25 protein-coding genes are annotated in these 25,024 nt (G+C 73.7%); 10 read left to right on the plus strand and 15 right to left on the minus strand.

The window, feature by feature from the left end; translation table 11 throughout:
* Positions 1-44: 44 nt before the first annotated feature.
* The 12 genes from AMK21_RS10870 to AMK21_RS10925 all read right to left on the minus strand — a co-directional run bounded on the left by AMK21_RS10870 (position 45) and on the right by AMK21_RS10925 (position 13,431).
* Complete coding sequence (locus AMK21_RS10870) at positions 45-1,193, minus strand: GNAT family N-acetyltransferase (RefSeq protein ID WP_073876570.1); 1,149 nt, start codon at positions 1,191-1,193, stop codon at positions 45-47.
* On the minus strand, positions 1,190-1,891 hold the full coding sequence (locus tag AMK21_RS10875) for a YveK family protein (RefSeq protein ID WP_073876571.1): 702 nt from the start codon (positions 1,889-1,891) through the stop codon (positions 1,190-1,192). Before AMK21_RS10875 ends, AMK21_RS10870 begins: the two co-directional genes overlap by 4 nt.
* On the minus strand, positions 1,888-3,024 hold the full coding sequence (locus AMK21_RS10880; RefSeq protein WP_073876573.1) for a glycosyltransferase: 1,137 nt from the start codon (positions 3,022-3,024) through the stop codon (positions 1,888-1,890). The genes AMK21_RS10875 and AMK21_RS10880 overlap by 4 nt, the downstream gene beginning before the upstream one ends.
* Positions 3,021-3,833 (minus strand): polysaccharide deacetylase family protein, encoded by an 813-nt coding sequence (locus AMK21_RS10885; protein WP_073876575.1) that lies wholly within the window; start codon positions 3,831-3,833, stop codon positions 3,021-3,023. Before AMK21_RS10885 ends, AMK21_RS10880 begins: the two co-directional genes overlap by 4 nt.
* Positions 3,823-5,646: a murein biosynthesis integral membrane protein MurJ gene (murJ, locus tag AMK21_RS10890; protein ID WP_073876577.1), complete on the minus strand. Its 1,824-nt coding sequence runs from the start codon at positions 5,644-5,646 to the stop codon at positions 3,823-3,825. The genes AMK21_RS10885 and murJ overlap by 11 nt, the downstream gene beginning before the upstream one ends.
* Positions 5,643-6,995 (minus strand): O-antigen ligase family protein, encoded by a 1,353-nt coding sequence (locus tag AMK21_RS10895; protein ID WP_073876579.1) that lies wholly within the window; start codon positions 6,993-6,995, stop codon positions 5,643-5,645. Before AMK21_RS10895 ends, murJ begins: the two co-directional genes overlap by 4 nt.
* 2 nt (positions 6,996-6,997) lie before the next feature.
* Complete coding sequence (locus AMK21_RS10900) at positions 6,998-8,488, minus strand: sugar transferase (RefSeq protein WP_073876581.1); 1,491 nt, start codon at positions 8,486-8,488, stop codon at positions 6,998-7,000.
* A complete protein-coding gene (locus AMK21_RS10905) occupies positions 8,485-9,660 on the minus strand; it encodes a glycosyltransferase (RefSeq protein WP_420712484.1) in 1,176 nt (391 codons plus the stop codon). The genes AMK21_RS10900 and AMK21_RS10905 overlap by 4 nt, the downstream gene beginning before the upstream one ends.
* A gap of 337 nt (positions 9,661-9,997) precedes the next feature.
* On the minus strand, positions 9,998-10,600 hold the full coding sequence (locus tag AMK21_RS10910) for an isochorismatase family protein (RefSeq protein ID WP_073876583.1): 603 nt from the start codon (positions 10,598-10,600) through the stop codon (positions 9,998-10,000).
* Positions 10,601-10,669: 69 nt separating this feature from the next.
* A complete protein-coding gene (locus tag AMK21_RS10915) occupies positions 10,670-11,722 on the minus strand; it encodes a polyprenyl synthetase family protein (protein ID WP_073876585.1) in 1,053 nt (350 codons plus the stop codon).
* Entirely contained in the window at positions 11,719-12,828 is a 1,110-nt protein-coding gene (locus tag AMK21_RS10920) for a tetratricopeptide repeat protein (protein WP_073876587.1), read from the minus strand. Before AMK21_RS10920 ends, AMK21_RS10915 begins: the two co-directional genes overlap by 4 nt.
* Positions 12,829-13,065: 237 nt before the next feature.
* A complete protein-coding gene (locus tag AMK21_RS10925) occupies positions 13,066-13,431 on the minus strand; it encodes a VOC family protein (protein ID WP_073876589.1) in 366 nt (121 codons plus the stop codon).
* A 170-nt stretch (positions 13,432-13,601) separates the two neighbouring features.
* On the opposite strand from AMK21_RS10925, the gene AMK21_RS10930 reads away from it, so the two are divergent.
* The 3 genes from AMK21_RS10930 to AMK21_RS10940 are packed head-to-tail and all read left to right on the plus strand — an operon-like array spanning position 13,602 to position 15,915.
* Positions 13,602-14,285 (plus strand): ABC transporter permease, encoded by a 684-nt coding sequence (locus tag AMK21_RS10930; protein WP_073876591.1) that lies wholly within the window; start codon positions 13,602-13,604, stop codon positions 14,283-14,285.
* Positions 14,282-14,953: an ABC transporter permease gene (locus tag AMK21_RS10935; RefSeq protein WP_073876593.1), complete on the plus strand. Its 672-nt coding sequence runs from the start codon at positions 14,282-14,284 to the stop codon at positions 14,951-14,953. The genes AMK21_RS10930 and AMK21_RS10935 overlap by 4 nt, the downstream gene beginning before the upstream one ends.
* Positions 14,950-15,915, plus strand: coding sequence for an ABC transporter substrate-binding protein (locus tag AMK21_RS10940; RefSeq protein WP_073876595.1), 966 nt, complete (start codon positions 14,950-14,952; stop codon positions 15,913-15,915). Before AMK21_RS10935 ends, AMK21_RS10940 begins: the two co-directional genes overlap by 4 nt.
* Before the next feature lie 4 nt (positions 15,916-15,919).
* Here the strand turns inward: AMK21_RS10940 and AMK21_RS10945 are convergent, their stop codons facing one another.
* Positions 15,920-16,819, minus strand: coding sequence for a nitroreductase/quinone reductase family protein (locus AMK21_RS10945; protein ID WP_073876597.1), 900 nt, complete (start codon positions 16,817-16,819; stop codon positions 15,920-15,922).
* A gap of 371 nt (positions 16,820-17,190) precedes the next feature.
* Between AMK21_RS10945 and AMK21_RS36630 the strand changes: the two genes are divergently transcribed.
* Positions 17,191-17,316: a hypothetical protein gene (locus tag AMK21_RS36630; protein WP_267893907.1), complete on the plus strand. Its 126-nt coding sequence runs from the start codon at positions 17,191-17,193 to the stop codon at positions 17,314-17,316.
* Between the two features lie 72 nt (positions 17,317-17,388).
* Here AMK21_RS36630 and AMK21_RS10950 read toward each other — a convergent pair whose 3' ends face one another.
* A complete protein-coding gene (locus AMK21_RS10950) occupies positions 17,389-18,552 on the minus strand; it encodes an ABC transporter ATP-binding protein (RefSeq protein ID WP_073876599.1) in 1,164 nt (387 codons plus the stop codon).
* A gap of 144 nt (positions 18,553-18,696) precedes the next feature.
* On the opposite strand from AMK21_RS10950, the gene AMK21_RS10955 reads away from it, so the two are divergent.
* Entirely contained in the window at positions 18,697-19,992 is a 1,296-nt protein-coding gene (locus AMK21_RS10955; RefSeq protein WP_073876601.1) for an alpha/beta fold hydrolase, read from the plus strand.
* A gap of 12 nt (positions 19,993-20,004) precedes the next feature.
* Here the strand turns inward: AMK21_RS10955 and AMK21_RS10960 are convergent, their stop codons facing one another.
* Positions 20,005-20,580 (minus strand): rhodanese-like domain-containing protein, encoded by a 576-nt coding sequence (locus AMK21_RS10960; RefSeq protein ID WP_073876822.1) that lies wholly within the window; start codon positions 20,578-20,580, stop codon positions 20,005-20,007.
* A gap of 211 nt (positions 20,581-20,791) precedes the next feature.
* Between AMK21_RS10960 and AMK21_RS36635 the strand changes: the two genes are divergently transcribed.
* The 5 genes from AMK21_RS36635 to AMK21_RS10980 all read left to right on the plus strand — a co-directional run bounded on the left by AMK21_RS36635 (position 20,792) and on the right by AMK21_RS10980 (position 25,005).
* Positions 20,792-20,917, plus strand: coding sequence for a hypothetical protein (locus tag AMK21_RS36635; RefSeq protein WP_267893908.1), 126 nt, complete (start codon positions 20,792-20,794; stop codon positions 20,915-20,917).
* 93 nt (positions 20,918-21,010) lie between these two features.
* Positions 21,011-21,610, plus strand: coding sequence for a helix-turn-helix domain-containing protein (locus tag AMK21_RS10965; protein ID WP_073876603.1), 600 nt, complete (start codon positions 21,011-21,013; stop codon positions 21,608-21,610).
* Between the two features lie 127 nt (positions 21,611-21,737).
* Positions 21,738-22,703, plus strand: coding sequence for an NADPH:quinone oxidoreductase family protein (locus tag AMK21_RS10970; RefSeq protein WP_073876605.1), 966 nt, complete (start codon positions 21,738-21,740; stop codon positions 22,701-22,703).
* Positions 22,700-23,890: an acyl-CoA dehydrogenase family protein gene (locus AMK21_RS10975; protein ID WP_073876607.1), complete on the plus strand. Its 1,191-nt coding sequence runs from the start codon at positions 22,700-22,702 to the stop codon at positions 23,888-23,890. The genes AMK21_RS10970 and AMK21_RS10975 overlap by 4 nt, the downstream gene beginning before the upstream one ends.
* Positions 23,887-25,005 (plus strand): acyl-CoA dehydrogenase family protein, encoded by a 1,119-nt coding sequence (locus AMK21_RS10980; protein ID WP_073876609.1) that lies wholly within the window; start codon positions 23,887-23,889, stop codon positions 25,003-25,005. The genes AMK21_RS10975 and AMK21_RS10980 overlap by 4 nt, the downstream gene beginning before the upstream one ends.
* Positions 25,006-25,024 lie beyond the last annotated feature (19 nt).

The raw sequence follows: 25,024 nt of genomic DNA on the forward strand, positions 1-25,024 counted from the left end.
AGGCGATATCTCCGGCGTAATCCTTCGGCCTGTCGCCGCCCGCCTCACCGTCCGATGACCGGAAGCGTGGTAAGCCGCCCGTGCCAGTCCCGCGCGGCGGGGAACCGGGTCTTCACGGTCTCCACGGCCCGCTCCCGTACCGCCACCTGCGACTCGCGCAGCCGCAGCAGCGGCTCGAGCCCCGGACGGGCCATCAGCAGCCGCTGGTTGACCACCGTGACCGGCTGCCAGTGGTTCTTGTACTGCTCCGCGCCGCGCAGCAGGCTCAGCACCTCCCGGCCGGTGTCCGACGCCTGCTGGGCCACCTCGCGCAGCAGCATGGTCGACACATCGACCTTCCGGTCCCGCAGCCCCGGGTCCGCCCCGTACATGTAGCCGCCCACCAGATGCGCGGACTGCAACGAGAGGTTGGCTGCCACGACCTCCCCGCCCATCCGGAACTCGGTGACGGCTGCCGTGCCGTCCCCCACCATCCGGCCCACCGAACGGACCAGGTGGTCCGAGAACCGGGCCCGCAGGTGCTCGGGGTTGACGCCCCGGTCACGCCACTGGAGTTCGTGGAGCCGCAGCAGGGTGCCGATGGCCGCGGGCACCCCGTCCTGCGGGATCTTGCGGGCCTCCACAGCCAGGGCCTCCACCCTGCGCAGCTTGGCCCGCAGCCGCTGGCCCCGGGAGCCGGTGAGCCGCGCCACGAGGTCGCCGAGCGGCTCCGCTGGCAGCTCCATGCACGTCGAGTCCGTGAGCCGGCTCCGCGCGCCAGGCCACCGCCCGAAGAGCAACTGCGCCGACGCGTCCGGCCGGACCTCCCGCAGGTCGACCACGGTGTGCCGGGCAGCCCGGTCCAGACCCCGCTGGAGCGCCCCGACCGCGTACCCGGCCTCCTCCTCGTCCAGCAGGATGTCGAAGAAGTCGGAGATCGCCCCGCCCATCGGCACCAGCAGCGGCATCGGGCGGTGCACCAGCATCAGCGGCGCCGCTCCGATCAGCCGCCCCGAGCGGCGCACCAGCAGGACCCGCAGCCTCCCCTCCTGACCGTAGGAGATCCACCAGGAATGGAGCCACGCATGGCTCTGGAACGGAGTGGCGGTGGCGCAGCGGCGGTGCAGGGCGTCCCACTCCCCGGCGAGCGCACCGAACTCCCGGAAGTCACGGCAGAGCGTCACGGTGAGGCTGCCCGCCCGGTTGGCCGTCATCGCACGAGCTCCCGGTCGTCGGTGGTGGAGGTGTGGTCATCGGCAGCGGTCGGCCCGGGTACCTGGGCGGAGACGCTCCAGCCCGCGCGGCGGGGGCGTACGAGCAGGACGAGACCGCCCAGCAGACCGCCCGCGGCCGTTCCCACGGCGGTGCCCAGCGGCACCGACGGCGAGACCGGCTGGTCCGGCTTCATCGCATGGGTGAACTTGATCAGCTTCACCCCGGTGTCCTTGGAGACATGGCCGCTGCTCACGATGACGGCCTCGATGACGGCGTTGGCGATGTCGGCCGCCTTGTCCGCGTTGTCGGACGTGCCCGTCACCGCGATCATCGGCGAGTCGGGGGAGGTCTCCGAGCGGACCTGGGACCGCAGGGCGCGCATCGGCTCACCGGCCGCGCCCTGGGCGTAGGAGAGGGTCGCGTCGCTGGTCACGAGGCGCCCGTAGGACTGGGCGTAGCCGAGCGCGGCCAAGGGGCCGGTCTCCTCCTCGGCCACCGCCATGGCGTAGCTGGTGGCCTCGTATTGGGGGGAGGCGAGCAGCCCGTACGAGAGCCCGGACGCGGTGCCGAGGAGCACACAGACGGGCAGGGGCCACCAGCGGGGCAGCCGGACGATGGCGGTGCGCAGCTTCGCGGGGGCGGTGCGCAGCCGCTTCGGCAGGAGCGCGGGTCGCTGCTGCTCGGGAGACTCGGTCATGAAAGGGCTCTCCGGTTCGGTGGGGCGGTGTCGAGGGCGTACGCGTACACGTCCATCAGGCGCTCGCTGCTGCGCCGGATGTCGTAGTGGCCGACGGCCCGCGGCGGCGGGCTGCGGTCCGGGCGGGCCTGTATCCGCTGCCGCAGCACGGCGGTCAGCTCGTCGGGGCTCCCGGCGATCCGGGTGGCGCCCGGGGCATGGGCGGCGGACAGGTCGTCGATGGCCGGGCAGGCGTCGTGCAGGACGGGCAGCCCGGCGGCGAGCGCCTCCACGGCGGCAAGACCGAACGACTCCTCGCGGGACGTCGATACGAAGGTGTCGACGGCGCTCAGCAGGGCCGGGACCCCGGGCACCGGGCCGCTCCCGCCCGCGCCGCACTCCCCGAGGAGGCGGATCCGGTCCGCCGCCCCGAGCTCGGCCGCCAGGGTCCTGAGCGCCCCGGCCTCGGGCCCGTCACCGGCCAGCAGCAGCCGGGCTCCCGGCAGCGCGGCGACCGCCCGTACCGCCACGTCGAAGCGTTTCCCGGGCACCAGCCGGCCCACCCCGCCGACCACGAACGTGTCGTCGGGGATGCCCAGAGCCGCGCGGACGGCGAGCCGTCGGTCCGGGTCGAAGCGGTAGCGGTCCGCGTCGATGCCGTTGGGCACCAGCCGGATCCGCTCGGCGGGCACCCCCCAGTCCCGCAGCCGCCCGGCGACGGTGGAGGAGACGGCGACGGTGGCCGCGCCGAGCCGCTCGGTGGAGAGGTAGAGGGCGCGGATGCCCCGGGTCAGCGGGCGGCCCTCGATCTCGGCGCGCCCCAGGGAGTGTTCGGTCGCCACGGCCGCCCGGACGCCCGCGAGGCGCGCCGCGATCCTCCCGTACACACAGGCCCGGTAGAGGTGCGTGTGGACCAGGTCGTAGCGGCCGTCGCGGATCAGCCGGGTCAGCCGTCCGACGGCCGAGAGGTCCCGGTTGCCGCGCATCCCCAGGTGGATGACGCGTACTCCGTCGGCCCGCAGTCCGTCCGCCACCGGGCCCGGGTTGGTGAGCGTCACCACGTCGCACTCCACCGGCAGATGGCGCAGCAGCAGCCGCAACTGCTGCTCGGCCCCGCCGACCCCGAGCCCGGTGATGACGTGCAGCGCCCTCACCGGGGGCCACCCGCCCGCACCGGGGAGGCCGCACGGGCGCCCGCGCCGGGGACCGCCCCGTGGCGCAGCCCGTGCCGCAGGTCCTTCGCCCAGAGCCGTACGCCCCGGTCCGCCTGGCTGATGTGGGTGCGGGGGAGCGCGAACCGGCTGAGCAGGGGCCCCGGAGCCAGCGCGCAGCCGTATCCGTACCCGGCCGAACGGACGGCTTCCGCCACCCGCCGGTCCAGCGTCCCGTACGGATAGCAGAAGCCCTCCGGGGGCGTGCCGGTCAGCTCACCGGTCAATTCCCGGCTGTGGACCGTCTCGTGGCGCAGCTCCTCGTCCGCCAGCGTCGTGAGGTCCTGGTGCAGCAGACCGTGCGAGCCGACCTCCATCCCCGCCTCGGCGACGCGCCGGATCTCGTCGTGGGTGAGCAGAGGCTTACGCGGACCCAGCGGGTCCCACTCGTTCACCCCTCCCGGCCGCCCCGGCAGGACGAAGACGGTCGCGGTGCAGCCGTGGACGCGCAGCACCGGCAGCGCCTCCCGAAGGAAGTCCGCGTACCCGTCGTCGAAGGTGAGCCCGACCAGATCCCGCCTCCCCGCCGCGTGGGCCCGCATCAGCTCCGACACCCCCACCCCCCGCATCCCCCTGCTGCGCAGCCACGCCAGCTGCTCGCCGAGCCGCCGGGGGGAGACGGTGATGCCGTACGGGTCGTCGCCGGTGTCGGTGACCGAGTGGTACGTGAGGATCCACGGCTGACGGCGAGTGTGCGGGCGGAGCCGGGACGAGGGAGCGTCGGCGCAAGGTGCCGAGGGGTCAGCGGCCATCTGTAAACCTCCGTCGGATGAGTGCCAGCAGGGAGACGACCTCGGGCGAGCGCAGGGCCAGCCCGGTCAGGAAGAAGACGGCGGGGACGAGGACACACCCGGCGGCCAGGCTCAGCACGGCGTCGGGGAGCAGCTGCGCCGCCGTCCAGCCCGCCGCCCCGGCCACCAGCGCCGCGCCCGCGAGGCGGCCGAGCGACAGGGCGACCGCCCGGGCCCGGATGGGGACCACCCGGGTGCCCAGCCCCATCAGGAGGAGCAGCGCGGTCGTGCTGATCCCGACGGCGTTGGCGGTGGCGATGCCGGCGACGCCGAAGCGGTACGTGAGCGCGTACCCGGCGCCCATCGTGACCAGGAGCCCGGTGCCCATCGCGAACGCCGGGAACCAGGTGGGCCGGCTGGACGAGAAGAACGGCCGGCTCAGCGCACCGACGAGACAGTGGCCCAGCAGCCCCGCCGCGTAGACCCGCATCACCTGCGCGGTGGCCTCGGTGTCGGCGGTGTCGAACGCGCCACGCTGGAAGAGGACTTCGATGATCTGGGGTGCGTATCCGAGCACGACCGCCGTGCCGAGCAGCACGACCATGCCCGCCAGTGCGAGATCCCGCTCGACCCGCTGCCGGGCCTTCTCCCGGTTCCCGTCGGCCATCGCCCGCGCGACGACGGGGAACGTCACCGTGCAGATCATCAGCGAGAGCACCATCGGCATCTGCGCGACCTTCTGCGCGTAGTTCAGGTGCGAGATGGCGCCCGCCGGGAGCGTGGAGGCGAGGAACCGCTCCACCAGGACCTGAGACTGACGGCTCACCACGAACAGCACGACCGGGGCGAGGACCGTCAGGCCCAGCAGGGGAGCGGTGCGCGAGGCACGCCTCTTGAGCCGTCCCAAGCGGGGGCGTGCCAGGGGCAGCAGGCGCAGGAGGGTGGGGAGCTGGGTGAGGATCATGAGCACGCTGCCGACGGCGACGCCCGCCGCGGCCGCGCGTACCCCCCACACCGAGTGCAGCGCCAGCGTCATGCCGATGATGCCGATGTTGTACGCGACGTAGACCCCGGCGGGCGGCAGGAAACTGCGGTGGGCGCGCAGGGCGGCGCTGAAGTAGCCCGTGATGCCGAAGGTGAGCACGGTGACGGCGGTGAGCCGGGTGCAGTCCACCGCGAGGTCCGGATCGGCCAGCCCGGGTGCGAGGACGCCGACGACCCACGGGGCGCCCGCCATCAGCAGCGCCGCTCCGGCCATGAGCAGGACGCAGAGCCGGGGGAGGGTGGCCGCCACCAGCTCCCGTACGGGGTCGGGGGCCGGCTCCCCGCCGGCGTCCGGCTTTCCGCCGCCCTCGCCGCCCTCCCCGGCCTCGGCGTCCGCGCGCCGGGTGAGGGCGAGGCTGAAGGCCGGGACGAGGAGCAGCGCCATCCCGTCCTCGATCAACAGCGTGGCCGCCATCTCCGGCACGGTCCAGGCGATCAGGAACGCGTCACTGGCGTCGCTCGCGCCGAAGTACCGGGCGATCGCCTGGTCCCGGACCAGGCCGAGTACCGCCGCGAGCACGGTCAGCACCGCCGTGCCCGCCGCCGCACGGGCGAGGAAGGACCCGAGCCCGGGAGCCTCGCCGCTGTCCGGCGGTTCCGGCGCGGCGTCGGCGGCCGTGGTCCCCCCGGGGCCGGAGCCGGGAGGCTGCCCGGGCCCCGGGAGCAGGGGAGGGGCGGCCTCCGTGCGGGGGAGAGCCCCCTGGGGGAGGGCGCCGCGGGGACGGTCCTCAAGGGGAGGGGCCTCACGGGGGAGCGCCTCCGCCTCCGTCCCCGTACCGGTGTCGCTCACGCGGTGCCCGCCTTCTCCGGCTCGGCCAGCGCCCACCAGGCGGCGAGGCCCAGGACGACGCCGCTCAGCACGGTCGTGGGCCCGCCGATGTCGGAGTACAGGAAGTTGACGCTCTGCCAGGTCATCACGGCGACCGCCACCAGACCGCAGTCCACGGCCGTGTGACGGCGCGAGCGGGCCCGGACCAGCCTGCGTACGGCGCCGGCCAGGATCGCCGCCCAGCTGCCGACGACCGCGGTCAGACCGATGAGGCCCTGCTCGCTGAGGATGAGCAGATACATGTTGTGGGGGGAGAGCAGGGCCTGCCGGCGGAACTCCTGGCCCGCCCCCGCCGTGTCGCTGCCGGAGGAGAGGCCGACCGAGGCGTGGGCGTCGCGGTGCGCGGGGAAGCCCTTGATGCCGACACCGGCCGAGGGCCGCTCGCGCCACATGGAGCCCGCCGCGCTCCACATGGCGTACCGGTCACTCACCGACCGGTCGGGGGCCCGCGTCACCTGGGTCACGCTGGCGGCTCGCTCGGCGATCATCTCCGAGCCGATGCCGAACCCGCCCACCAGGACCACCCCGGTGGCCGCCAGCACCGCCAGCGAGGTCAGAGCCTGACGGCGGCCCGTCAGGCAGAGAGCGACCAGAAGGGCGGCCGCCGTGGCGATCCACACCCCCCGGCTGAAGGACAGCGCGAGCGGCACGACCAGTCCGACGGCGACGACCGCCGCGCACGGCCGCAGCCAGGCCGGTGCGCCGCGGGGCGTCCGCAGCGCGAACGCGGCGGCGGCCAGCAGCCCGTACGCCACGACCGTGGCCATCCCCATGATGTCGCTGGGCCCGAACGTGCCGACCGCCCGGACCTCCTCGCCCATGTAAGAGGCGCCGGTCCCGGTGACGTACTGGTCGACGCCCACGACGCCCTGGACGAGGCCCAGGAGGACCAGCGCCCCGGCGACGATCCGGAAGCCGTGGGCGTCCTTGAGCAGGAGGCAGACGGCTGCCGGGACCAGCACGAAGACCTGGAGGTAACGGACCAGGCCCGGCAGCGCGGCGCCGGGGTCGGCCGCCGTCACCGTCGCCACCGCGAAGCCCACGGCGGGCAGTCCCAGCACCAGGGCCGCGACCCCGCTGAGCGGGCGCTGCCGGAGGTACAGCAGCCGCCCCGCACAGACCAGCACCGCGATGCCGGAGGCGATGTCGGCCGGACCCACTCCGCCGCCGAGGGCGTACGGCAGGGCGGGCAGCAGGACGGTCGCGATCAGGGGGATCAGCGGCCACCGGCTCCGCCAGCCGCCCGGGGCCGGACGCGGAACGGTACGGGCCGGGGCCCCGGGCGCCGGTGCGGTCAGGGTGGCGGCCATGGTCAGCTGCCTCCGAGCCGGAAGAAGGAGCCCACGGTCCGAGCCAGCACGCACGCGTCCTGCCACAGGGACCAGGTCTCGATGTACCGGTTGTCGAACCGGGCCCGCTCCTCGATCGAGGTGTCACCGCGCAACCCGTTCACCTGCGCCAGCCCCGTGATGCCCACCGGCATCCGGTGCCGGTCCTGGTAGCCGGGGTGGGTGCGGCTGAACTGTGCCACGAAGAAGGGGCGTTCGGGCCGGGGCCCGACCAGGCTCATATCGCCGCGCAGGACGTTCCACAGCTGCGGCAGCTCGTCCAGCGAGGTGCGGCGCAGCACCCGGCCGACGCGGCTCATCCGTCCGTCGGAGGCCACGTTCCACCGGGTAGCCGACTCCTGTGCGTCGGCGGGCCGCAGCGTACGGAACTTGAGCAGGACGAACGGGCGGCCGTGCCTGCCCACCCGCTCCTGCCGGAAGATGACGCCTGGTCCGTCCGAGAGCCGCACCGCCAGCGCGCACACCGCCATCAGCGGGGCCAGCAGCACCAGGCCGGTCCCTCCCAGGAGAGCGTCCATCGCCCGCTTCGCCGCATGGCTCACGGGCCGGTGCGTGCCGTCCTGGAGCGGGTGGGCGGCGAACCCCCACAGGTGGTCGGGGCGGCTCCCGGCGGGCCGGGTGGCGACGGCGTTGTCGCCGGTGACCAGCCACACCCGGCAGCCGTGGCCGGTGAGCAGGGCGAAGAGGGCGGCACCGTCGGGGGTGGACTCGGGCGGTGCGGTGAACACCGCGTGCCGCACGCTGTTCTGCACGACGGCCCGTCCCACCTCCTGCGGGGTGGCCAGGACCGGCAGCGGCACACCGTCCGGCCGCGCCGCGATCTCCTCGGCGGAGGCGTCGGGACCGACGGACGCGGCGACCCGGCCGACGGGGCGCAGCCCGTACCCGGGGTGGTCGTACAGCGCCGCCGTCACCTGACGGGCGACCGGGCCGTGGCCCACGATCAGCGTCGACAGCGGGTTGCGGATCGCCGCCCGGTGCCGGATCCGGTGCACCACCGCGCGCCCGGAGGCGCACAGCACGGTCTGGGCGGCCGCCCCGTACGCCAGCACCGCCCAGCCGAACGCGTGGGCCGGGGCCCAGACGTCGACGACCTCCATGGTCACGTACCACTGGAGCAGGGCGAGGCCGAGGAGCGCGGGCACTTCGGAGAGCACCGAGGGGGAGAGGCCGAGCCGGTAGAGCCCCCGGTACGCGTGGAGCAGCGCCTGCGTCACCGCCTGGACGGCGACCACGGGCCAGGGCCAGCCGGCCGGGGCGCACAGGGCGAATGTGCCGGCCAGCGCCGCCGCGTCGGCGCCGAGCAGCTGCGCGGCGGGCGCGAAGCGCGCGGCGGCGCGTCCACCGCCGAGCTCCCGCGTACCGCCGTCGCCTCTTCGCTGCGGATGAACCGTGTGAGCCTGTACGGCTGTTGCCTGGCCGGCGCCGGGGGCCGGTGCACTCTCCATCGTCATCGCTCGGTGCGCTTCCTCATCGTGGGGCCGGACAGGGACACAATTTCCTGGTAGAGACCGGCAACCGCCCCCGCGGTCCGTCGGACGTCGAACGCCGTCCGGGCATGGCGCAGGGCCCGGTGGGACACCGCCTCGCGCAGCTCCGGATCGGTGAGAAGTGCGGTGAGCGAGGCGGCGAGCGCCGCGGGGTCCTCCGGCGGTACGAGGAGGTGGTCCTCGTCGCCCGGCGGCAGGCTCTCCCGCGCCCCGCTCACATCGCTCATGACCACGGCCCGGCCGCAGGCCATGGCCTCCAGCGGGGCCAGCGCCATGCCCTCCCAGCGGGACGGCAGGACGACGACGTCGGCCGCGTGGATCCACGGCCGTACGTCGGCGCTCGCCCCGGTGAACAGGACGCCGGCCGGGGCCGCGGCCTCCAGAAAGGCCCGGTCGGGGCCGTCGCCGACCAGGGCCAGACGCGCGCCCGGCACCCGCAGCCGCCGCCAGGCGTCGAGCAGGACGTCCTGGCCCTTCTGCCGGGTCAGGCGGCCGACGCAGACGACGAGGGGAGCCGCCGGATCCACTCCGTCCAGCAAGGGCAGCGAGGCCCGGGCCATGGTGCGGTCGGCCTGCCCGCCGGGACGGAAGCGGTCGAGATCGATGCCGTTGTGGATCACCGACCAGCGGGCGGCGATACCCGCCTGCTGGCCGGTACGCCGCTCGGACTCGCTGACGCAGAGGATGTGATCGGCCCAGCGCGCCCCGAACCGCTCCCATCCCAGGGCCAGTTCGGCGGTACGGCCGTCCACGGCCTCGAAGGACCAGGCGTGCGGCTGGAACACCGTGGGCACCCGGCCCCGTACGGCGATCCGGCCCGCGAGACCGGCCTTGGCGCTGTGCGCGTGCACCACGTGCGGGCGGCAGTCGCGGACGATCCGCCGCGCGGCGGCGACCTCACCGGCCAGCCGCGGGCCCGGGGCCCGGGTGGCGGACCAGCCCCGGACCTGGGCCCCCGCGGCGGCCGCCCCGACGGCCAGCGGGCTCCCCGGCGGGCAGGCCACCACGGGCCGCAGCCCGGCGACGGTCTGGGCCCTGACGAGATCGGTGACGACCCGGGCCACTCCACCGTCCACGGGCTGAACCAAATGAAGGACCGTCAATTGTCTTTCTTCGGTACGACGCATGTGCAGCACGTACGGCTCTCTTCGCTCAATCCGGTGAGTAAAGCCGAAGTGCACTTTGGCAGACATGTGGCGAAATCGTGCGCGTGACTCGCTCATACGACCACGTGAGGATTACCCGTACGATGCCGCTGATCAGGTGGTCCGCGCGGCCGTTCCGTATCCTGGTGAAAGCACCGGAAGACGCCGGAAGTGGCCGGATCGCAGCGGGAGAAAGGCCTTCCGGCGGAGGCCGCGGCGCAATTCCGGGACGGAAGGGCGGAACTGCGCCGGTCAGGTGTCACCCCGTTCGCCGCATCTTGGCGGCGGCCGGTTGCCGCATTGGGTGGCGGCACCATCGAACTGACGGTCACGCAGTTCTATTGTCGGCAAAGGGCTCCGTGCGGGTGGCCGCGAAGGTGATGTCCTCGGCGTGGGCGGCGACCTCCACCTCATCGCCGAGGGCCCATTCCGCGACCCGGGACGCCATCGCCGCCGGAACGCTCTCACTGGTTCCCGGCGCGGCCGGGATGTCGTACGTGGCGTGCGCGTCGTGCGGCAGCACGACCCGGTACTCCAGCTCCAGCGCCCGGCGGGCGGTGGCCAGGACACACATCTCCGACATCACCCCGCACACGGCGAGCGACGCGACCCCGGCGGTCGTCAGCCGGTCCTCCAGCGTGGTGCCCTCGAAGCCGTCGTCCTCGGTCTTGCGGATCACGGTCTCGGCCGGACCGTCGGTGACCGGGAGGGACAACTCCCACCCGGGGGTGTGCGGTTCGTCGGGCTCTCCGGCCGGCCCGTCGTTCTGCAGGTGGACGATCAGCGCCCCGGCCGCCCGGGCCTGGCGGACAAGGCCGTCGACCCGGTCCAGCAGCCGGGCCGCGTCGGGCACGGGGTTGTCGCCCGCGACGAAGGCCGCCTGGAGATCCACGACGAGCAGCGCCTGTACGGGGGCGGGGTGGGGATGCATACCGGCTCCGGCCTTCGGGGGTGTCCATCCTCGCAGCCGGCGGCCCTGGGAAAGGCCGCCGGCCCCAGGTCATCCGGTGCGGTCGACGAGGAAGGGGATCAGGGTGAGCAGTTCCCCGCGCGCGCTCTCGTGGAGCTCCACCCCGTCCAGGCAGGCGCGGGCGGCCCGCAGGTGCTCCCGGGCCTCGGTGACCGTGGCCCGGCGCCCGCCTGCCTCGTCGACGAGTTCGGCCGCCCGGCGCAGCCCCGCCTCGTCGAGCGGTCCGGCCCCGGTGAGAACGGCCTCCAGCCGCCGGGCCGCCGGATGGTCGGACGCCAGAGCGGCGAGGGCCGGGAAGGTCTTCTTGAGCCGCCGCAGATCGCTGTGCACCGGCTTCCCCGTGATCTGCGGATCGCCCCAGATCCCGAGCAGGTCGTCCACCGCCTGGAAGGCCACGCCCAGATGCCGCCCCGCCCGGTCCAGTGCGTCGGCCGTGGGCGCCGGGGCCCCGGCCAGCACCGCACCGAGCGCGGCGGCGCAGCCGAGCAGGGATCCCGTCTTGTGGGTGGCCATCGTGCGGTACTCGTGCGGCAGGACCGCCTCGGGCCCCGTCCACGGCCGCGACTCGAAGAGCAGGTCCTGCGCCTGACCGTGCACCAGGTCGCCCAGCGTCCCCGACAGATGGCGCACCGCCGCCGTACCCCTCGGGCCGGGGACCTCCGCCAGGATACGGACGGCCAGCGCGAGCAGGGCGTCCCCCGCGAGGACCGCGGGTCCGGTGCCGTACGTCTTCCAGACGGTCGGGCGGCGGCGCCGGGTCTCGTCGCCGTCCATGATGTCGTCGTGGATGAGGGAGAAGGTGTGGACGAGCTCGACGGCGACCGCGCCGGTGACCCCGTCCAGGCCGCTGCCCCCGGCGGCGGCCTCCGCGCCGAGCACCGCGAGCGCCTGGCGGACCCCCTTGCCCTGCGAGCCGGGGACCGGGTCGCCCTCCACCCCGCTCCAGCCCAGCGAGAAGGCGGCCGTCTCGGCGTGCCAGGGGTGGAGCCGGCGCACCGACTCCACCAGGGCGGGCCGGACGAGTTCGCGGCACCGGTCGAGTATCTGCGGCGCGGACGCCTGACGGGTCGTGGACAGCGTCATCGGGCCTGTGCCTCCTCGTGCGCGGTGACCGGTCCGGTCCTGGGGACGGTCGCCGGCGGGCCCTCCTCGAGCTCCGCGACCGGTGCCACGCCCAGCTCGGCGTACGCCTTCTCCACCATCTCCCGGGCGTTGAGCAGCCCGATCCGGCTCAGCCTGCCCCGCAGCTCGTCCAGCTCGGAGGCCGTGGCCGCCCGGTCCCGTCCGAGCCGGGCACGCGCCTTGACCAGGCCCAGGGCCGCCAGCGCCTCGCCCCGGGGTTCGGCCATGGCGCGGAACTCCCCGAGCGCCTGCTCGTAGACCTCGCGCGCTTCCTCGTACCGTCCGGCGCGGAAGAGCACGTTGGCGCGCATCTTGTGGTTGTAGGCGAGCGCGCTGGAAAGCTTCATCTCCCGGCAGGTGACCTCGGCCTCGGCGAGCAGACCGAGTGCGCGTTCCGTCGCTCCGTCCCGGAGGGAAACGATGTCAGCGATGCCGCGCAGGGCCCAGGCCCGGCCCCGCCGGTCATCCGCGTCGCCCGCGAGGACGGCCGCCTCCTCGAACATCTCCAGGGCCGAGTCGAGCTTTCCGGTGTTGCGGTGGATCTGCGCGATGCCCTCCAGCGCCCACACCGTGTGGCGCGCCTCGCCCCGGGCGCGGGCTTCGGCGAGCAGCTGCTCGTGCAGGGTGGCGACCGTCTCGTAGTCGCCCTGGATGCGACCGGTCTCGGCCAGTCCGGCGAGCGAGTAGCCGCGAGCGACCACGTCGCCGCCGCGCTTGCCCAGCTCGGCGGCGAGCCCCAGCAGCCGGAACGCCAGGCGCAGCGAACCCCGTTGACGCGCCAGCGTCCCCCCGCTCCACAGCGCCCAGGCCATCGCCCCGGTGGCCCCGGCCGAGCGCGCGGCCCGGTAGCTGGCCTTCCACGCCCGGTCCGCCTCCTCGACCTGCCCCAGCCGGCGGTGCGCCTCGGCCACGGCGAGCCCGCTCCGCGCCACCTCCTCCTGGGAGCCGGAGAGCTCGGCCTGTTTGAGATGCCGTACGCCTTCGGCCAGTACGTCGGTGAGGGAGGCGTTCACCGACATCTTGGTGAGAGCGCCCTGGTACTCGGGCGCCAGTGCCTTGGTCTGCATGGGTGCCTTCCGCGGGGTGCCCGGGACGGACCGGTGTCCACTATGCGCCACGTGTATACATAGGGCGCATAGTTGGCCGGTTCTCCGAGCCCGGTACAGGTGGGGGCGGACGCCGCTCGTTTCCGGGCGGCGAACCGTTCTGTCAGTGATCAAGACGGCAGCGGACCGCCCGGGGTTGCTCGAACACCGCAGGACGTTCTCCGAAGGGCCCCTTGGGCGTAGCCGGACCCTCCGCTGTCAGCCGACGCGGGGCGGCTCGTGCAGGCCGAAGGGGGAGCCCTGGTCGTCGCGGCAGAGCCGGAACCGGCCGAACCGGGCGGCCGACGCGTCGTCCTCGCCCAGGTCCGTGCCCTCCACGCTGCCGCCCAGTTCACGCACCTGCGCCACCGCGGCGGCCATGTCGTCGACCCGGAAGAAGAGGTACGGGCCGCCCCCGGGATCTCCACCGTGGACACCCCCCTGCCCACTGGGGGTCCCGATCGCGTAGCCGCCCTCGCCCGAGGGGCCCGGCTCGAAGTTCCACCCGAACAAGGCACCGTAGAACGTCCGCGCCTTCTCGGGATCATCCACCCCGAGCTCGAAGAAGGAGATCTCACCGGCCATCGCGGGCACCTGCCATCTCTGCCGGGGGCCGCGCACGCCGTGCGGGGCATGCGCGCTCGGTTCCTTCCACCGTACGGCGGCGGATCCGCACGCGCAGCGCCGTCCCGGCCGCTTCCCCGGACGGCCGAACACGAAGGGCGGTGGCCCCCCGGCCAGGCTGGAATGGGCGGGTGACGGCACCCCCGGACGACTGCCTCGCACGCAACGAGTGGATCTGCGGCGCCTACCTCTCCAGCCGCCGCGAGATCCTCTGGGACGCTGCCCTCCAGCACCTCCAGCTGACCGCACTCGCCGTACTCATCGGGCTCGCCCTCGCCGTCCCGCTGGCCCTCGCCGCCCGCCGCCGGCGCTGGGCCGCCGGTCCCGTGCTGGGGCTGACGACGATCCTCTACACCATCCCTTCGCTGGCGATGTTCTCGCTGCTGCTGCCGGTGTACGGACTCTCCGCCGCGCTCGTCGTCACGGGGCTCGTCCTCTACTCGCTGACCCTGCTGGTCCGCAACATCCTCGCCGGGCTCCGGGCCGTCCCCGAGGAGACCCGGCAGGCCGCGCGCGGCATGGGGTACGGGCCGCTGCGCCTGCTGCTCGCCGTGGAACTCCCGCTGGCACTGCCCGCCGCCATGGCCGGACTGCGGATCGCCACCGTCTCCGCCGTCTCCCTCGTCACGGTGGGCGCGATCGTCGGATACGGCGGGCTCGGCAACCTCATCTACTCCGGCATGAACACCTACTTCAAGGCCCAGGTGCTGACCGCCTCCGTGCTCTGCGTCGTCATCGCCGTCGCCGCCGACCTGCTCCTCCTGGGAGCGCAGCGGCTGCTGACCCCCTGGACGCGGAGGGCGAGCGAGTCATGAAGACGCTCTTGGACACCTGGTCCTGGCTCACCACCGCCACCCACTGGTCCGGCCCCGGCGGGATCTGGAACCGCCTCGGCGAACACCTCTTCCTCACCGTCGTCTGCCTGCTCATCAGCTGCCTGATCGCCCTGCCCGTCGCCCTGGTCCTCGGCCATCTCGGCAAGGGCGGCGCGCTCGCCGTCAACATCTCCAACATCGGCCGGGCGGTGCCCACCTTCGCCGTGCTCGTCCTGCTGCTGCTCACCCCCGTGGGCACGTACGGCCAGTGGTCGACGATCATCGCGCTCGTGCTGTTCGCCGTGCCGCCGCTGCTCACCAACGCGTACGTCGGGATGCGTGAGGTGGACCGTGACGTCGTGCGGGCCGCCCGGGGGATGGGCATGGCCGGGCGCCAGATGCTGTGGAGCGTGGAGCTGCCGCTGGCCCTCCCGCTGATCCTCACGGGCGTACGGATCGCCGCCGTGCAGCTGGTCGCCACCGCCACCCTCGCCGCCCTGGCCGGCGGCGGGGGGCTGGGCCGGATCATCACCGCGGGGTTCAACCTCGCGTCCACCCCGCAGGTGGTCGCCGGGGCGATCCTGGTGGCGGTCTTCGCCCTCCTCGTCGAGAGCGTCTTCGAGGCGGGGCAGCGGATGGCACCGAGCCGGGGGAGTGAGATCGCATGACCCTCCTGATCCGCGCCCGAGCCCGCCGTGTCCTCGCCGGGCTCCTCCTGCTCGCCGCCACCGCCTGCACCACCGGCCCCAGCCTGGAGAACCAGGGCGAGATCACCGCGGCACCCGGCGACAGCAAGGAGCTGACCATCGGATCGGCCGGATTCACCGAGAGCGACCTGCTGGCCCAGGTGTACGCCCTGCTCCTGGAGCGCGCCGGATACTCCGTCGACGTCATCTCCGTGACCAACCGCGAGATCTACGAACCCGCCCTGGAGAGCGGCCAGATCGACGTCGTGCCGGAGTACGCGGCGACCTTCGCCGACTGGCTGAACGCCAAGGCCAACGGCGCCGACGCGGCCCCCGTCGGATCGCCCGACCTCGCCGCCACCATGAAGGCGCTGCGCACGCTCGCGGCCCCCCGCGGACTCACCGTGCTGGACCCCGGCCGGGCCGTCGACCAGAACGCCTTCGCGGTCGCCGCCTCCTACGCGAAGAAGCACGACCTGAATACCTTGAGCGACCTCGGCCTGGCGAAGCTCCCGGTGCGCCTCGCCGCAGGCGACGAATGCGTCCAGCGGCCGTACTGTGCACCCGGGCTGAAGAAGACGTACGGCATCGACATCGTCGCCGTCGACCCGAAGGGCGTCGGCACCACCCAGGCGAAACAGGCCGTCCAGAACGGCCAGGACCAGATGGTCCTGACCACGACCACCGACGCCACCATCGACCAGTTCGGGCTGGTCCTGCTGGCGGACGACAAGAAGCTCCAGAACGCTGACCACGTGGTCCCCGTCGTCAACCGCGCCCGCGCCGGCAGCGCAGGCGTGCGCGACGCCCTCGGCCGGCTCAACACCGTCCTGACCACGGCCGACCTGGCGTCCATGAACGAACAGGTCGACAGCTGGCGCAGGCTCCCCGAGGACGTCGCGCGCAGCTACCTCGAGTCGAAGAAGCTCATCCCGAAGGGCTGAGCACTCAACGGGAAGCCGGCGGCCACGGAACGTCCGCCAGCAGGGGCAGGATCTCGGCCTCCTCGTAGTCGAGGTGCGCGGTCAACTGCTCTGTCATCTGCGTCAGTTCGGTGCGGAACCGGTGCGGATCGGCAATGGCGACACCGGCCAGCAGTGCCGCCAGCGCCGACTGTACGGCCGCGATCGACCGGTGCTCCTCCCGGAGCCGGTCGAAGACGGGGCGGAGGTGGGGGTGGTAGCCCTCCATCACCGGGAACACATGGCCGTCCTCGCTCGTGTGGTGGAACTCCAGTGCCTGGCAGAACGCCAGGCAGCGCTGCCGGATCTGGAGGCCGAGGCCGGGAGGGGGCGGTGCTCCCGCTCCCCGTTGGGCGGCGCGGGCGGCGAAGTGCGCTTCCGTCTCCGCGTGCACCTGGGCCAGTTGGCCGCGCAGCCAGGTGTGCACCTCGGTGAGCTTGCCGGCCAGCGAGGTGATCGCGGGGGCCGGTGCCTGCGGGTCGGGGAGGTGCAGGACCACGACCGGCAGCACCCGGCCGGTCGCCGCCTGGTACTCCGCGTAGCCGGGGGCCTCGGCCACCACTCGGGCGAACAGCTCGTCGTGCGTGGATCCTTCGGCGGGTACGGCGAGGGTCTGGAACTGCTGCTCGCCCAGCTCCACTTGGACCGTCGGGCGGGCCAGGAGGTTGTGGTACCAGTCGGGGTGGTGCGGGGCGCCGAGGTTCGAGCCGACGACCAACAGCCGGTCGCCGTCGCGGACATGGCCGAGCGGGGTGGTGTGCGGCCGACCGGTGCGGGCGCCCGTGGTGGTCAGCAGAAGGAGGTCGGAGCCGGCGAAGGGGCCGCCGACCTTGCCCGCGTTGGCGCGGAACTCATCGATGACGGACTGCTGGAAGGCAGAGGGCATGGGTGTTCTGGGTCTCCCGGAAGAAGTGTGTGGATACGGCGCGGTGCGGTGTGGTGCGCGGAGTGCGGCCGACACGGCGGCACGCGCGGTCGCGAAGGCGTCGGGCGTCAGAAGCGGCGGGCGGTGAGTGGACTCATCACGTCGTCCCTGGAAGAAGGTGCTGGCTTGACCGCCGGCCGGCCCAGATCTCTTTGGCCGACGTCACGCTGCACGCGGACCATTAGAACCAGGGCGCCCGACGCTGTCAACGGGTGACCTCCCGCCCCTGCGGCCCGGGATGAGATCCTGCCCGCATGGGGATTCTGCGCAGGGCGTGCACACGCTGCACGAAACGGGGACGGCTGCGGCGCGGAGTGTGCCGCCGGTGCCGGTTGAAGGAGCACGGGGCCGACGCTGCCGACACCGGCACCGACGTGGCGGAGGTCGTGGTGGAGACCGGTGCGCTCGGGGCGGTGGGGCGCGTGTTCGGCGCGATCGTCCGCGGGCTGCTCAACTGACCGTCTGTACACGGGAGATACCGGGAGCGGCCGGCCTGTCGGGACTCGTGCCCCGGCGCCTCGGCCGCGCGCTCACGCGTCCGCCACCGAGTCGAATTCCACCTCCTCGCGCCCCACGCCCTGCGCGTCCGCGTCCACCGACCGGCGTAGCGCCTCATGGAGCTTCGCGGGCGTCAGGACCCCCAGGAACCGGGCCCCGTCCAGCACCGCAACCCACCCCGCGTCGTGCTGGAGCATCTCGCTGAACGCCTGCTTCAGCGGGGCGCCGACCGGCACCCACGCCTCCATCCGGCGGGCCAGGGCGCCCACCGTCCCCCGCTCCCCGGCGCTCCGCAGCGCGTCCGCCGACACCCAGCCGTGCAGCTCGCCCGTGCCGCTCAGCACCACCGCCCAGCGGGCCCCCGCCGCCCGCAGCCGCGCCGCCGCCACCGGCGCCGGCTCGTCCAGTCGGGCCACCGGCGGCTCCTCCAGGTCCTCCGGCTGGATCGCGGTCACCGACAGACGCTTCAGTCCCCGGTCCGAGCCGACGAACCGGGCCACGTACGGGGTCGCCGGGGTGCCGAGCACGGCGGCCGGAGTGTCCAGCTGCTCGATGCACCCCTCCCCGTACACCGCGATGCGGTCGCCCATCCGGACCGCCTCCTCGATGTCGTGCGTGACCATCAGGACCGTCTTGCGCACCCGCTTCTGGAGGGCCAGGAACTCGTTCTGCAGCCGCTCCCGCACCACCGGGTCCACCGCCCCGAACGGCTCGTCCATCAGCAGCACCGGCGGGTCCGCGGCGAGCGCCCGCGCCACGCCGACCCGCTGGCGCTGGCCGCCGGAGAGCTGCGAGGGATAGCGCGAGCCGTACGTCTTCGGGTCCAGGCCCACCAGGTCCAGCAGCTCCGCCGCCCGCTCCCGGGCCCGCGCACGCTTCCAGCCGACCAGCGCGGGGACGGTCGCGGTGTTGTCGAGGACGGTGCGGTGCGGGAAGAGGCCGACCTGCTGGATCACATAGCCGATCCGGCGGCGCAGCTTCACCGGGTCGATCCCGGCGATGTCCTCGCCGCCCACCAGGATCCTGCCCGAGGTCGGCTCGATCAGCCGGTTCACCATCATCATGGTGGTCGTCTTGCCGCAGCCGGACGGCCCGACCAGCGTCACCAGCTCACCCTCCGCGACGTCGAAGGAGAGCCCGTCGACCGCCGTCGTACCGTCCGGATAGACCTTGCCGACCTGCTCGAACCGGATCATGTGCGCACAGTAGGAGCGCGCCGGGCGCGGCGCACACGCGCCGGGACCGTCCGGGTCACCCGCCCCTTCGCCGACGGCGGCGGGCCGTGTGCTGAAGTGGGCCTTTCACCAGGACCGGCCCGGACCCCCGACACAGGAGCCCTCGTGACCAGCTACCGCCAGCCCGGCGTCGTCCTCACCGACCGGCGTTTCACCGTCCCCCTCGACCACAGCGACCCCGGCGGCGCGCAGATCGAGTTGTACGGGCGTGAGGCCGTGGCCGCCGGGCGGGCCGGTGAGGAGCTGCCCTGGCTGGTCTACCTGGAGGGCGGCCCAGGCTTCGGCGCCCGCCGGTTCGTCGGTACGGAGGCATGGCTCGGCCGGGCCCTGCGCGAGTTCCGGGTGCTCCTGCTCGACCAGCGCGGCACGGGCCTGTCCACCCCCGCCAACCGGCAGACCCTCCCGCTGCGCGGCGGCCCCCGGGAACAGGCCGACTACCTCGCCCACTTCCGCTCCGACGCCATCGTCCGGGACTGCGAGCTCATCCGGCAGCGGCTCACCGGCGGCGCCCCTTGGACGGTGCTGGGCCAGTCCTTCGGCGGGTTCTGCGCCGTCCGCTATCTCTCCTCGGCGCCCGAAGGGCTCGCGGCGGTCCTCATCACGGGCGGGCTGCCCTCGCTGGACGCCCACGCGGACGACGTCTACCGGGCCGCGTACCCCCGTATCGAACGGAAGGTCGCCGCGCACTACGCCCACTACCCGCAGGACGTCGACCGGGCCCGCGCCATCGCCGCGTACCTGGCCGAACACCGCCCCGAGAGCGCCGGCCACCGGCTGACCCCCGAACTCTTCCAGTCACTCGGCCAGATGCTGGGCGGCGGCAGCGGCAGCCACCAGCTCCATCACCTGCTGGAGAACGCGTTCGTCCGCACCCCGCACGGCACCGAGCTCTCCGACACCTTCCAGGAGGCCCTGCGCTCCGCCACCTCGTTCGCCGGGCACCCGCTCTACGCCCTGATCCACGAGGCGATCTACGGGCACGGCGAGCGAGCCACCGCCTGGTCCGCCGAGCGGGTCCGCACCGAGTTCCCACAGTTCGACGCGGCGGCGGCCCTGGCGGGCGACGGGCCGCTCCTCTTCACCGGCGAGACCATCCACCCCTGGCACTTCGACGTCGACCCGGCGCTGCGCCCGCTGCGGGAGACCGCCGAGCTCCTCGCGCAGCGCACCGGCTGGCCCGCCCTCTACGACCCCGAGCGGCTCGCCGCCAACGAGGTGCCCGTCGCCGCGGCCGTCTACCACGACGACATGTACGTGGACACCGAGCACTCGCTGCGCACAGCCGCCGCGATCCGGGGGCTGCGCACCTGGGTGACGAACGAGTACGAGCACGACGGGGTGCGCGCCGGCGGACCGCGTGTCCTGGACCGGCTGCTGGCGATGGTCAGGGACGAGGTCTGATCGCCGCGGACGTCAGCGCTGGAGCGCCTCCAGCGTGGCGTCGAGGTCCGTGGTGCCGGAGCGCGGGGCCCGGTTGTACGGCAGCTTCGACAGGGCCGAGGCCATGCCGCAGGTGTTGGTGACGGCCGAGAGGACCAGGCCCGAGCCGATCCCGGCGGAGAGCCAGCGGGCGGCCGGGAAGCGGATGCCCGCCACCAGCCCGGCCACCACCAGCGAACCGGCCGCGAGACGCACCTGGCGCTCCAGGGGCCAGACGGCCCGGGCGCCCTCGGGCCGGTCCAGGCCGCGGCCGTCACCCTCCCAGGCGGACGTGCCGCCGGTCAGCGTGGCGGCCTCGATGTCCGCGCCCGCGAGGATCTCGCAGGCCCGGGTGGAGCGGACTCCCGAGGCGCACACCACCAGCAGTGAGCCGCGGGCGGATGCGGACTTGAGGGCGGGCAGGGCGTCGGGCAGCTTGTCGAGCGGGATGTTCAGCGCGCCGGGTACGTGGCCCGCGGCGTACTCGCCGGGAGCCCGCACATCGATCACGGTGAACTCCTCCAGACGGGCTGCGGCCTGGGCGGGGGAGAGGGATGCGGGGCTGGTCACGAGCGGGGTCCTTTCGTCGACCGGGGCGGCGCGGGAGGGCTGGGACTCTACACGTGTCTCCAGCACCGGACGGTGGTCCCGCATTCCGTCCCGTACCCGGAATCCCCCCGATCACGGGCCCGCATTCCGATCCGTAACGGGCAGAGCCCCGGCCGCAGGCCCGTATTTCCGTCCCCCGAACCCGCGAAGCCCCGGCCACGGGCCCGCTCCGGTGAGCGTCGGTAGCCTGCGGTGGAGTTCCTGGGCCACCGCGACGGGGTGCTCGGGTACGGCACCGGGCCGCGTCGCCTGGACGGGCAACCGGTGGATCTTCCCGGAGCTGACCGAACAGCCCTGAGCGATGACGAGCCGGAGACGTACCGCAGGTGGGCGGGACCCTGAGCGGCAAGGCGGGATTGACAATCCCGCTTGCCGATTCTGCAATGGGCCCATGAAGGAACACGACCGGGACGACCCCGAACTCGACGCCGTACTCACCGGGGTCGGCCCCCGGCTGCGCCGCCTGCGCAAGGACCGCGGGGTCACCCTCTCCGCGCTCGCCGCGGCCACCGGCATCTCCGTCTCCACGCTCTCCCGGCTGGAGTCCGGCGGCCGCCGCCCCAGCCTGGAGCTGCTGCTCCCCATCGCCCGCGCCCACGAGGTCCCGCTCGACGACCTGGTGGGCGCCCCGCCGGTCGGGGACCCCCGGGTGCGGGCCAAGCCGATCGTGCAGCACGGCCGGACGATGCTGCCGCTGACCGCCCGGCCCGGCGGACTCCAGGCGTACAAGATGGTGCAGGAGGCGGGCAGCGGCGAGGCGCCGGAGCAGCGCACGCACGAGGGGTACGAGTGGCTGTTCGTGCTCTCCGGGAAGCTGCGGCTGCTGCTGGCCGAGCACGATCTGGTGCTGGAGCCGGGGGAGGCCGCCGAATTCGACACCCGGCTGCCCCACTGGTTCGGGCCCGCGGAGGAGAAGCCGGTGGAGTTCCTGAGCCTCTTCGGCCCGCAGGGCGAGCGGATGCATGTGAGGGCCAAGCCGAAGCGGGGGTGAGGGGGGCCGCTGCGACGGGCGGGCCGGGGTGTTCCCAGATGGGCAAGCGACCGCTTAGTATGCGCCGGAGCAGTGGTAATGCCGACAGTGGCAGCGGTTGATGCCGACAGTGTTGTGGAGGCCCCTCATGCAGGCATGGCGAGTGCACCGGAACGGCGAGCCGGGCGAGGTGATGAGCCTGGATGAGACGGACCGGCCCACCCCCGGCGACGGGCAGGCGCTCGTCCAGGTCACCGCGGCGAACGTCAACTTCCCCGACGCCCTGCTCTGCCGGGGCCGGTACCAGGTGCGGCCGCCGCTGCCGTTCACCCCGGGCGTCGAGGTGTGCGGGACGACGGAGGACGGACGGCGCGTCCTCGCCACCCCCGCCCTGCCGTACGGCGGTTTCGCCGAGTACGTCGTCGCGGACGAGGCGGCCCTGCTGCCCGCCCCCGACGCACTGGACGACGCCGAAGCGGCCGCCCTCCACATCGGCTACCAGACCGGCTGGTTCGGCCTGCACCGCCGCGCGAACCTCCAGGCGGGCGAGACCCTCCTCGTCCACGCGGCGGCGGGCGGTGTCGGCAGCGCGGCCGTCCAGCTCGGCAAGGCCGCGGGCGCCACCGTGATCGGGGTCGTCGGCGGCCCGGACAAGGCGGCCGTCGCCCGTGAGCTCGGCTGTGACCTGGTCATCGACCGTCGCGGCGAGGACATCGTCGCCGCCGTGAAGGAGGCCACCGGCGGGCGCGGCGCGGACGTCGTCTACGACCCGGTCGGCGGCGACGCGTACGCCAAGTCCGTCAAGTGCATCGCCTTCGAGGGCCGCGTCCTCGTCGTCGGCTTCGCCAGCGGTGACATCCCGACCCCGGCGCTCAACCACGCCCTGGTGAAGAACTACTCCATCGTCGGGCTGCACTGGGGCCTCTACAACGCCAAGGACCCGGCCGCCGTCCGTGCCTGCCACGACGAGCTGACCGAGCTGGCCGCCCAAGGGATCGTCAAACCCCTGATCAGTGAGCGTGTCGGGATGGCCGGAGCCGCCGAGGCCGTCCAGCGCGTCGCCGACGGCACCAGCACCGGCCGTATCGTCGTCCTGCCCGGAGGTGCCCGATGAGCCTCGCCATCGACGCCATCGAGATCCGCCGGCGCACCCGTGAGCTGCTCGCCGCCCACCCGCCCGCCACCACGGAGCGCACCGACTTCCTGAGGGCTCGGTTCGACGCGGGCCTCGCCTGGGTCCACTACCCGGTGGGCCTCGGCGGACTCGACGCGCCCCGCTCCCTCCAGCAGGTCGTCGACGCCGAACTCACCGCCGCCGACGCGCCGGACAACGACCCGCGCCGCATCGGCATCGGCCTCGGCATGGCCGCGCCCACCATCCTCGGCTTCGGCACCGACGAGCAGAAGCAGCGCTTCCTGCGCCCGCTGTGGGTGGGCGAGGAGGTCTGGTGCCAGCTCTTCAGCGAGCCCGGCGCCGGTTCCGACCTCGCGGCGCTCGCCACCCGCGCCGTCCGCGACGGCGACGCGTGGGTGGTCGACGGGCAGAAGGTCTGGACGTCCAGCGCCCACGTGGCCCGCTGGGCGATCCTCATCGCCCGCACCGATCCCGACCTTCCCAAGCACCGGGGCATCAGCTACTTCATCTGCGACATGACCGACCCCGGCGTGGACGTCCGGCCGCTGCGCCAGATCACCGGGGAGGCCGAGTTCAACGAGGTCTTCCTCTCCGGCGTACGCATTCCCGACAGCCACCGGCTCGGCCCCGTCGGCGACGGGTGGAAGGTCGCCCAGACCACGCTGATGAACGAGCGCGTCTCCATCGGCGGCTCCCGCATCCCCCGCGAGGGCGGCATGATCGGCCCGGTCTCGCAGACCTGGCGGAACCGCCCGGACCTGCGCACCCACGACACCCACCAGCGCCTGCTCACCCTCTGGGTCGAGGCCGAGGTTGCCCGGCTCACCGGGGAGCGGCTGCGTCAGCAGCTCGTCGCCGGACAGCCGGGCCCCGAGGGCTCGGGTATGAAGCTCGCCTTCGCCCGCCTCAACCAGGAGATCAGCGGCCTGGAAGTCGAACTGCTCGGCAACGAGGGCCTGTTGTACGGCGACTGGACCATGGTCCGCCCGGAACTGGTCGACTTCACCGGACGCGACGCCGGCTACCGCTACCTCCGCTCCAAGGGCAACTCCATCGAGGGCGGCACCAGCGAGGTCCTGCTGAACATCGTGGCCGAGCGCGTCCTCGGGCTGCCCGCCGAACCCCGCAACGACAAGGACGTCGCCTGGAAGGACCTGAGCCGATGACCGTGCCCACCCAGCCCCCCGCCACCCCCGACCTGCTCTACTCCCAGGACGAGGAGGATCTGCGCTCCGCCGTGCGCGCCCTCCTCGCGGACCGGGCCGACGCGCCGACGGTGATCGCGGCGACCGAGTCCGACACGCCGTACGACCCCCGGCTGTGGGAGGCGCTGGCCACCGGCATCGGCGCCGCCGGACTCCTCGTACCGGAGAAGCTCGGCGGCCAGGGCGCGTCCCACCGGGAGGCCGCCGTGGTCCTGGAGGAGCTGGGTCGCAGCGTGGCCCCCGCTCCGTACCTGACCAGCTCCGTCGTGGCCACGGAGACGCTGCTCGCGCTCGCCGGGGACGCTGGACCGGCCGCCGCACTCCTGGCCGAGCTGGCCTCCGGTGCGCGTACGGCGGTGCTCGCCGTCCCCCTCGCCATCCCGCCCGCAGGTGCGCGGGCGGCCCTCACCTCACTCGACGGCACGGTACGAGGAGTCGCCGACGCGGCTGTGGCCGACGTCCTTCTGGTGCCGACCGCCGAAGGCCTGTACGCGGTCGAGGCGACGGCCCCCGGAGTGGTGGTGGAACCCCTCGTACCGCTGGACCTGACCCGTCCCCTCGCCGCCCTCACCCTGTCCGGCGCCACCGGGACCCTGCTCGCCGACGCGGACGCGAGCACGACCGCCGTACGGCGTGGTCTGCTCGCCGGAGCCGGACTGCTCGCCTCCGAACAGCTCGGGCTCGCCGAGTGGTGCCTCACCGAGACCGTCCGGTACACCCGCGAACGCCACCAGTTCAACCGGCCCGTGGGCTCCTTCCAGTCGCTCAAGCACCGCATGGCGCAGCTCTGGCTGGAGGTCGTCTCGGCCCGCGCCGCCGCCCGCAACGCCGCCGACGCCCTGGCCACCGGCAGTCCCGACGCCCCGCTCGCGGTCGCGGTGGCCCAGGCGTACTGCTCCGGCGTCGCGGTCCACGCCGCCGAGGAGTGCGTCCAGCTCCACGGCGGGATCGGGATGACCTGGGAACACCCGGCGCACCTCTACCTCAAGCGCGCCAAGGCGGACTCGATCGCGTACGGCTCCGCGGGCAGCCATCGCGCGGCCGTCGCGGAACTGGCGGAGCTGCCGGCGCCGTAGAAGCCGGTCGGGCCAAGGC

The organism is Streptomyces sp. CB00316, assembly GCF_001905595.1.
In the GTDB taxonomy this organism is placed as follows: Bacteria; Actinomycetota; Actinomycetes; order Streptomycetales; family Streptomycetaceae; genus Streptomyces.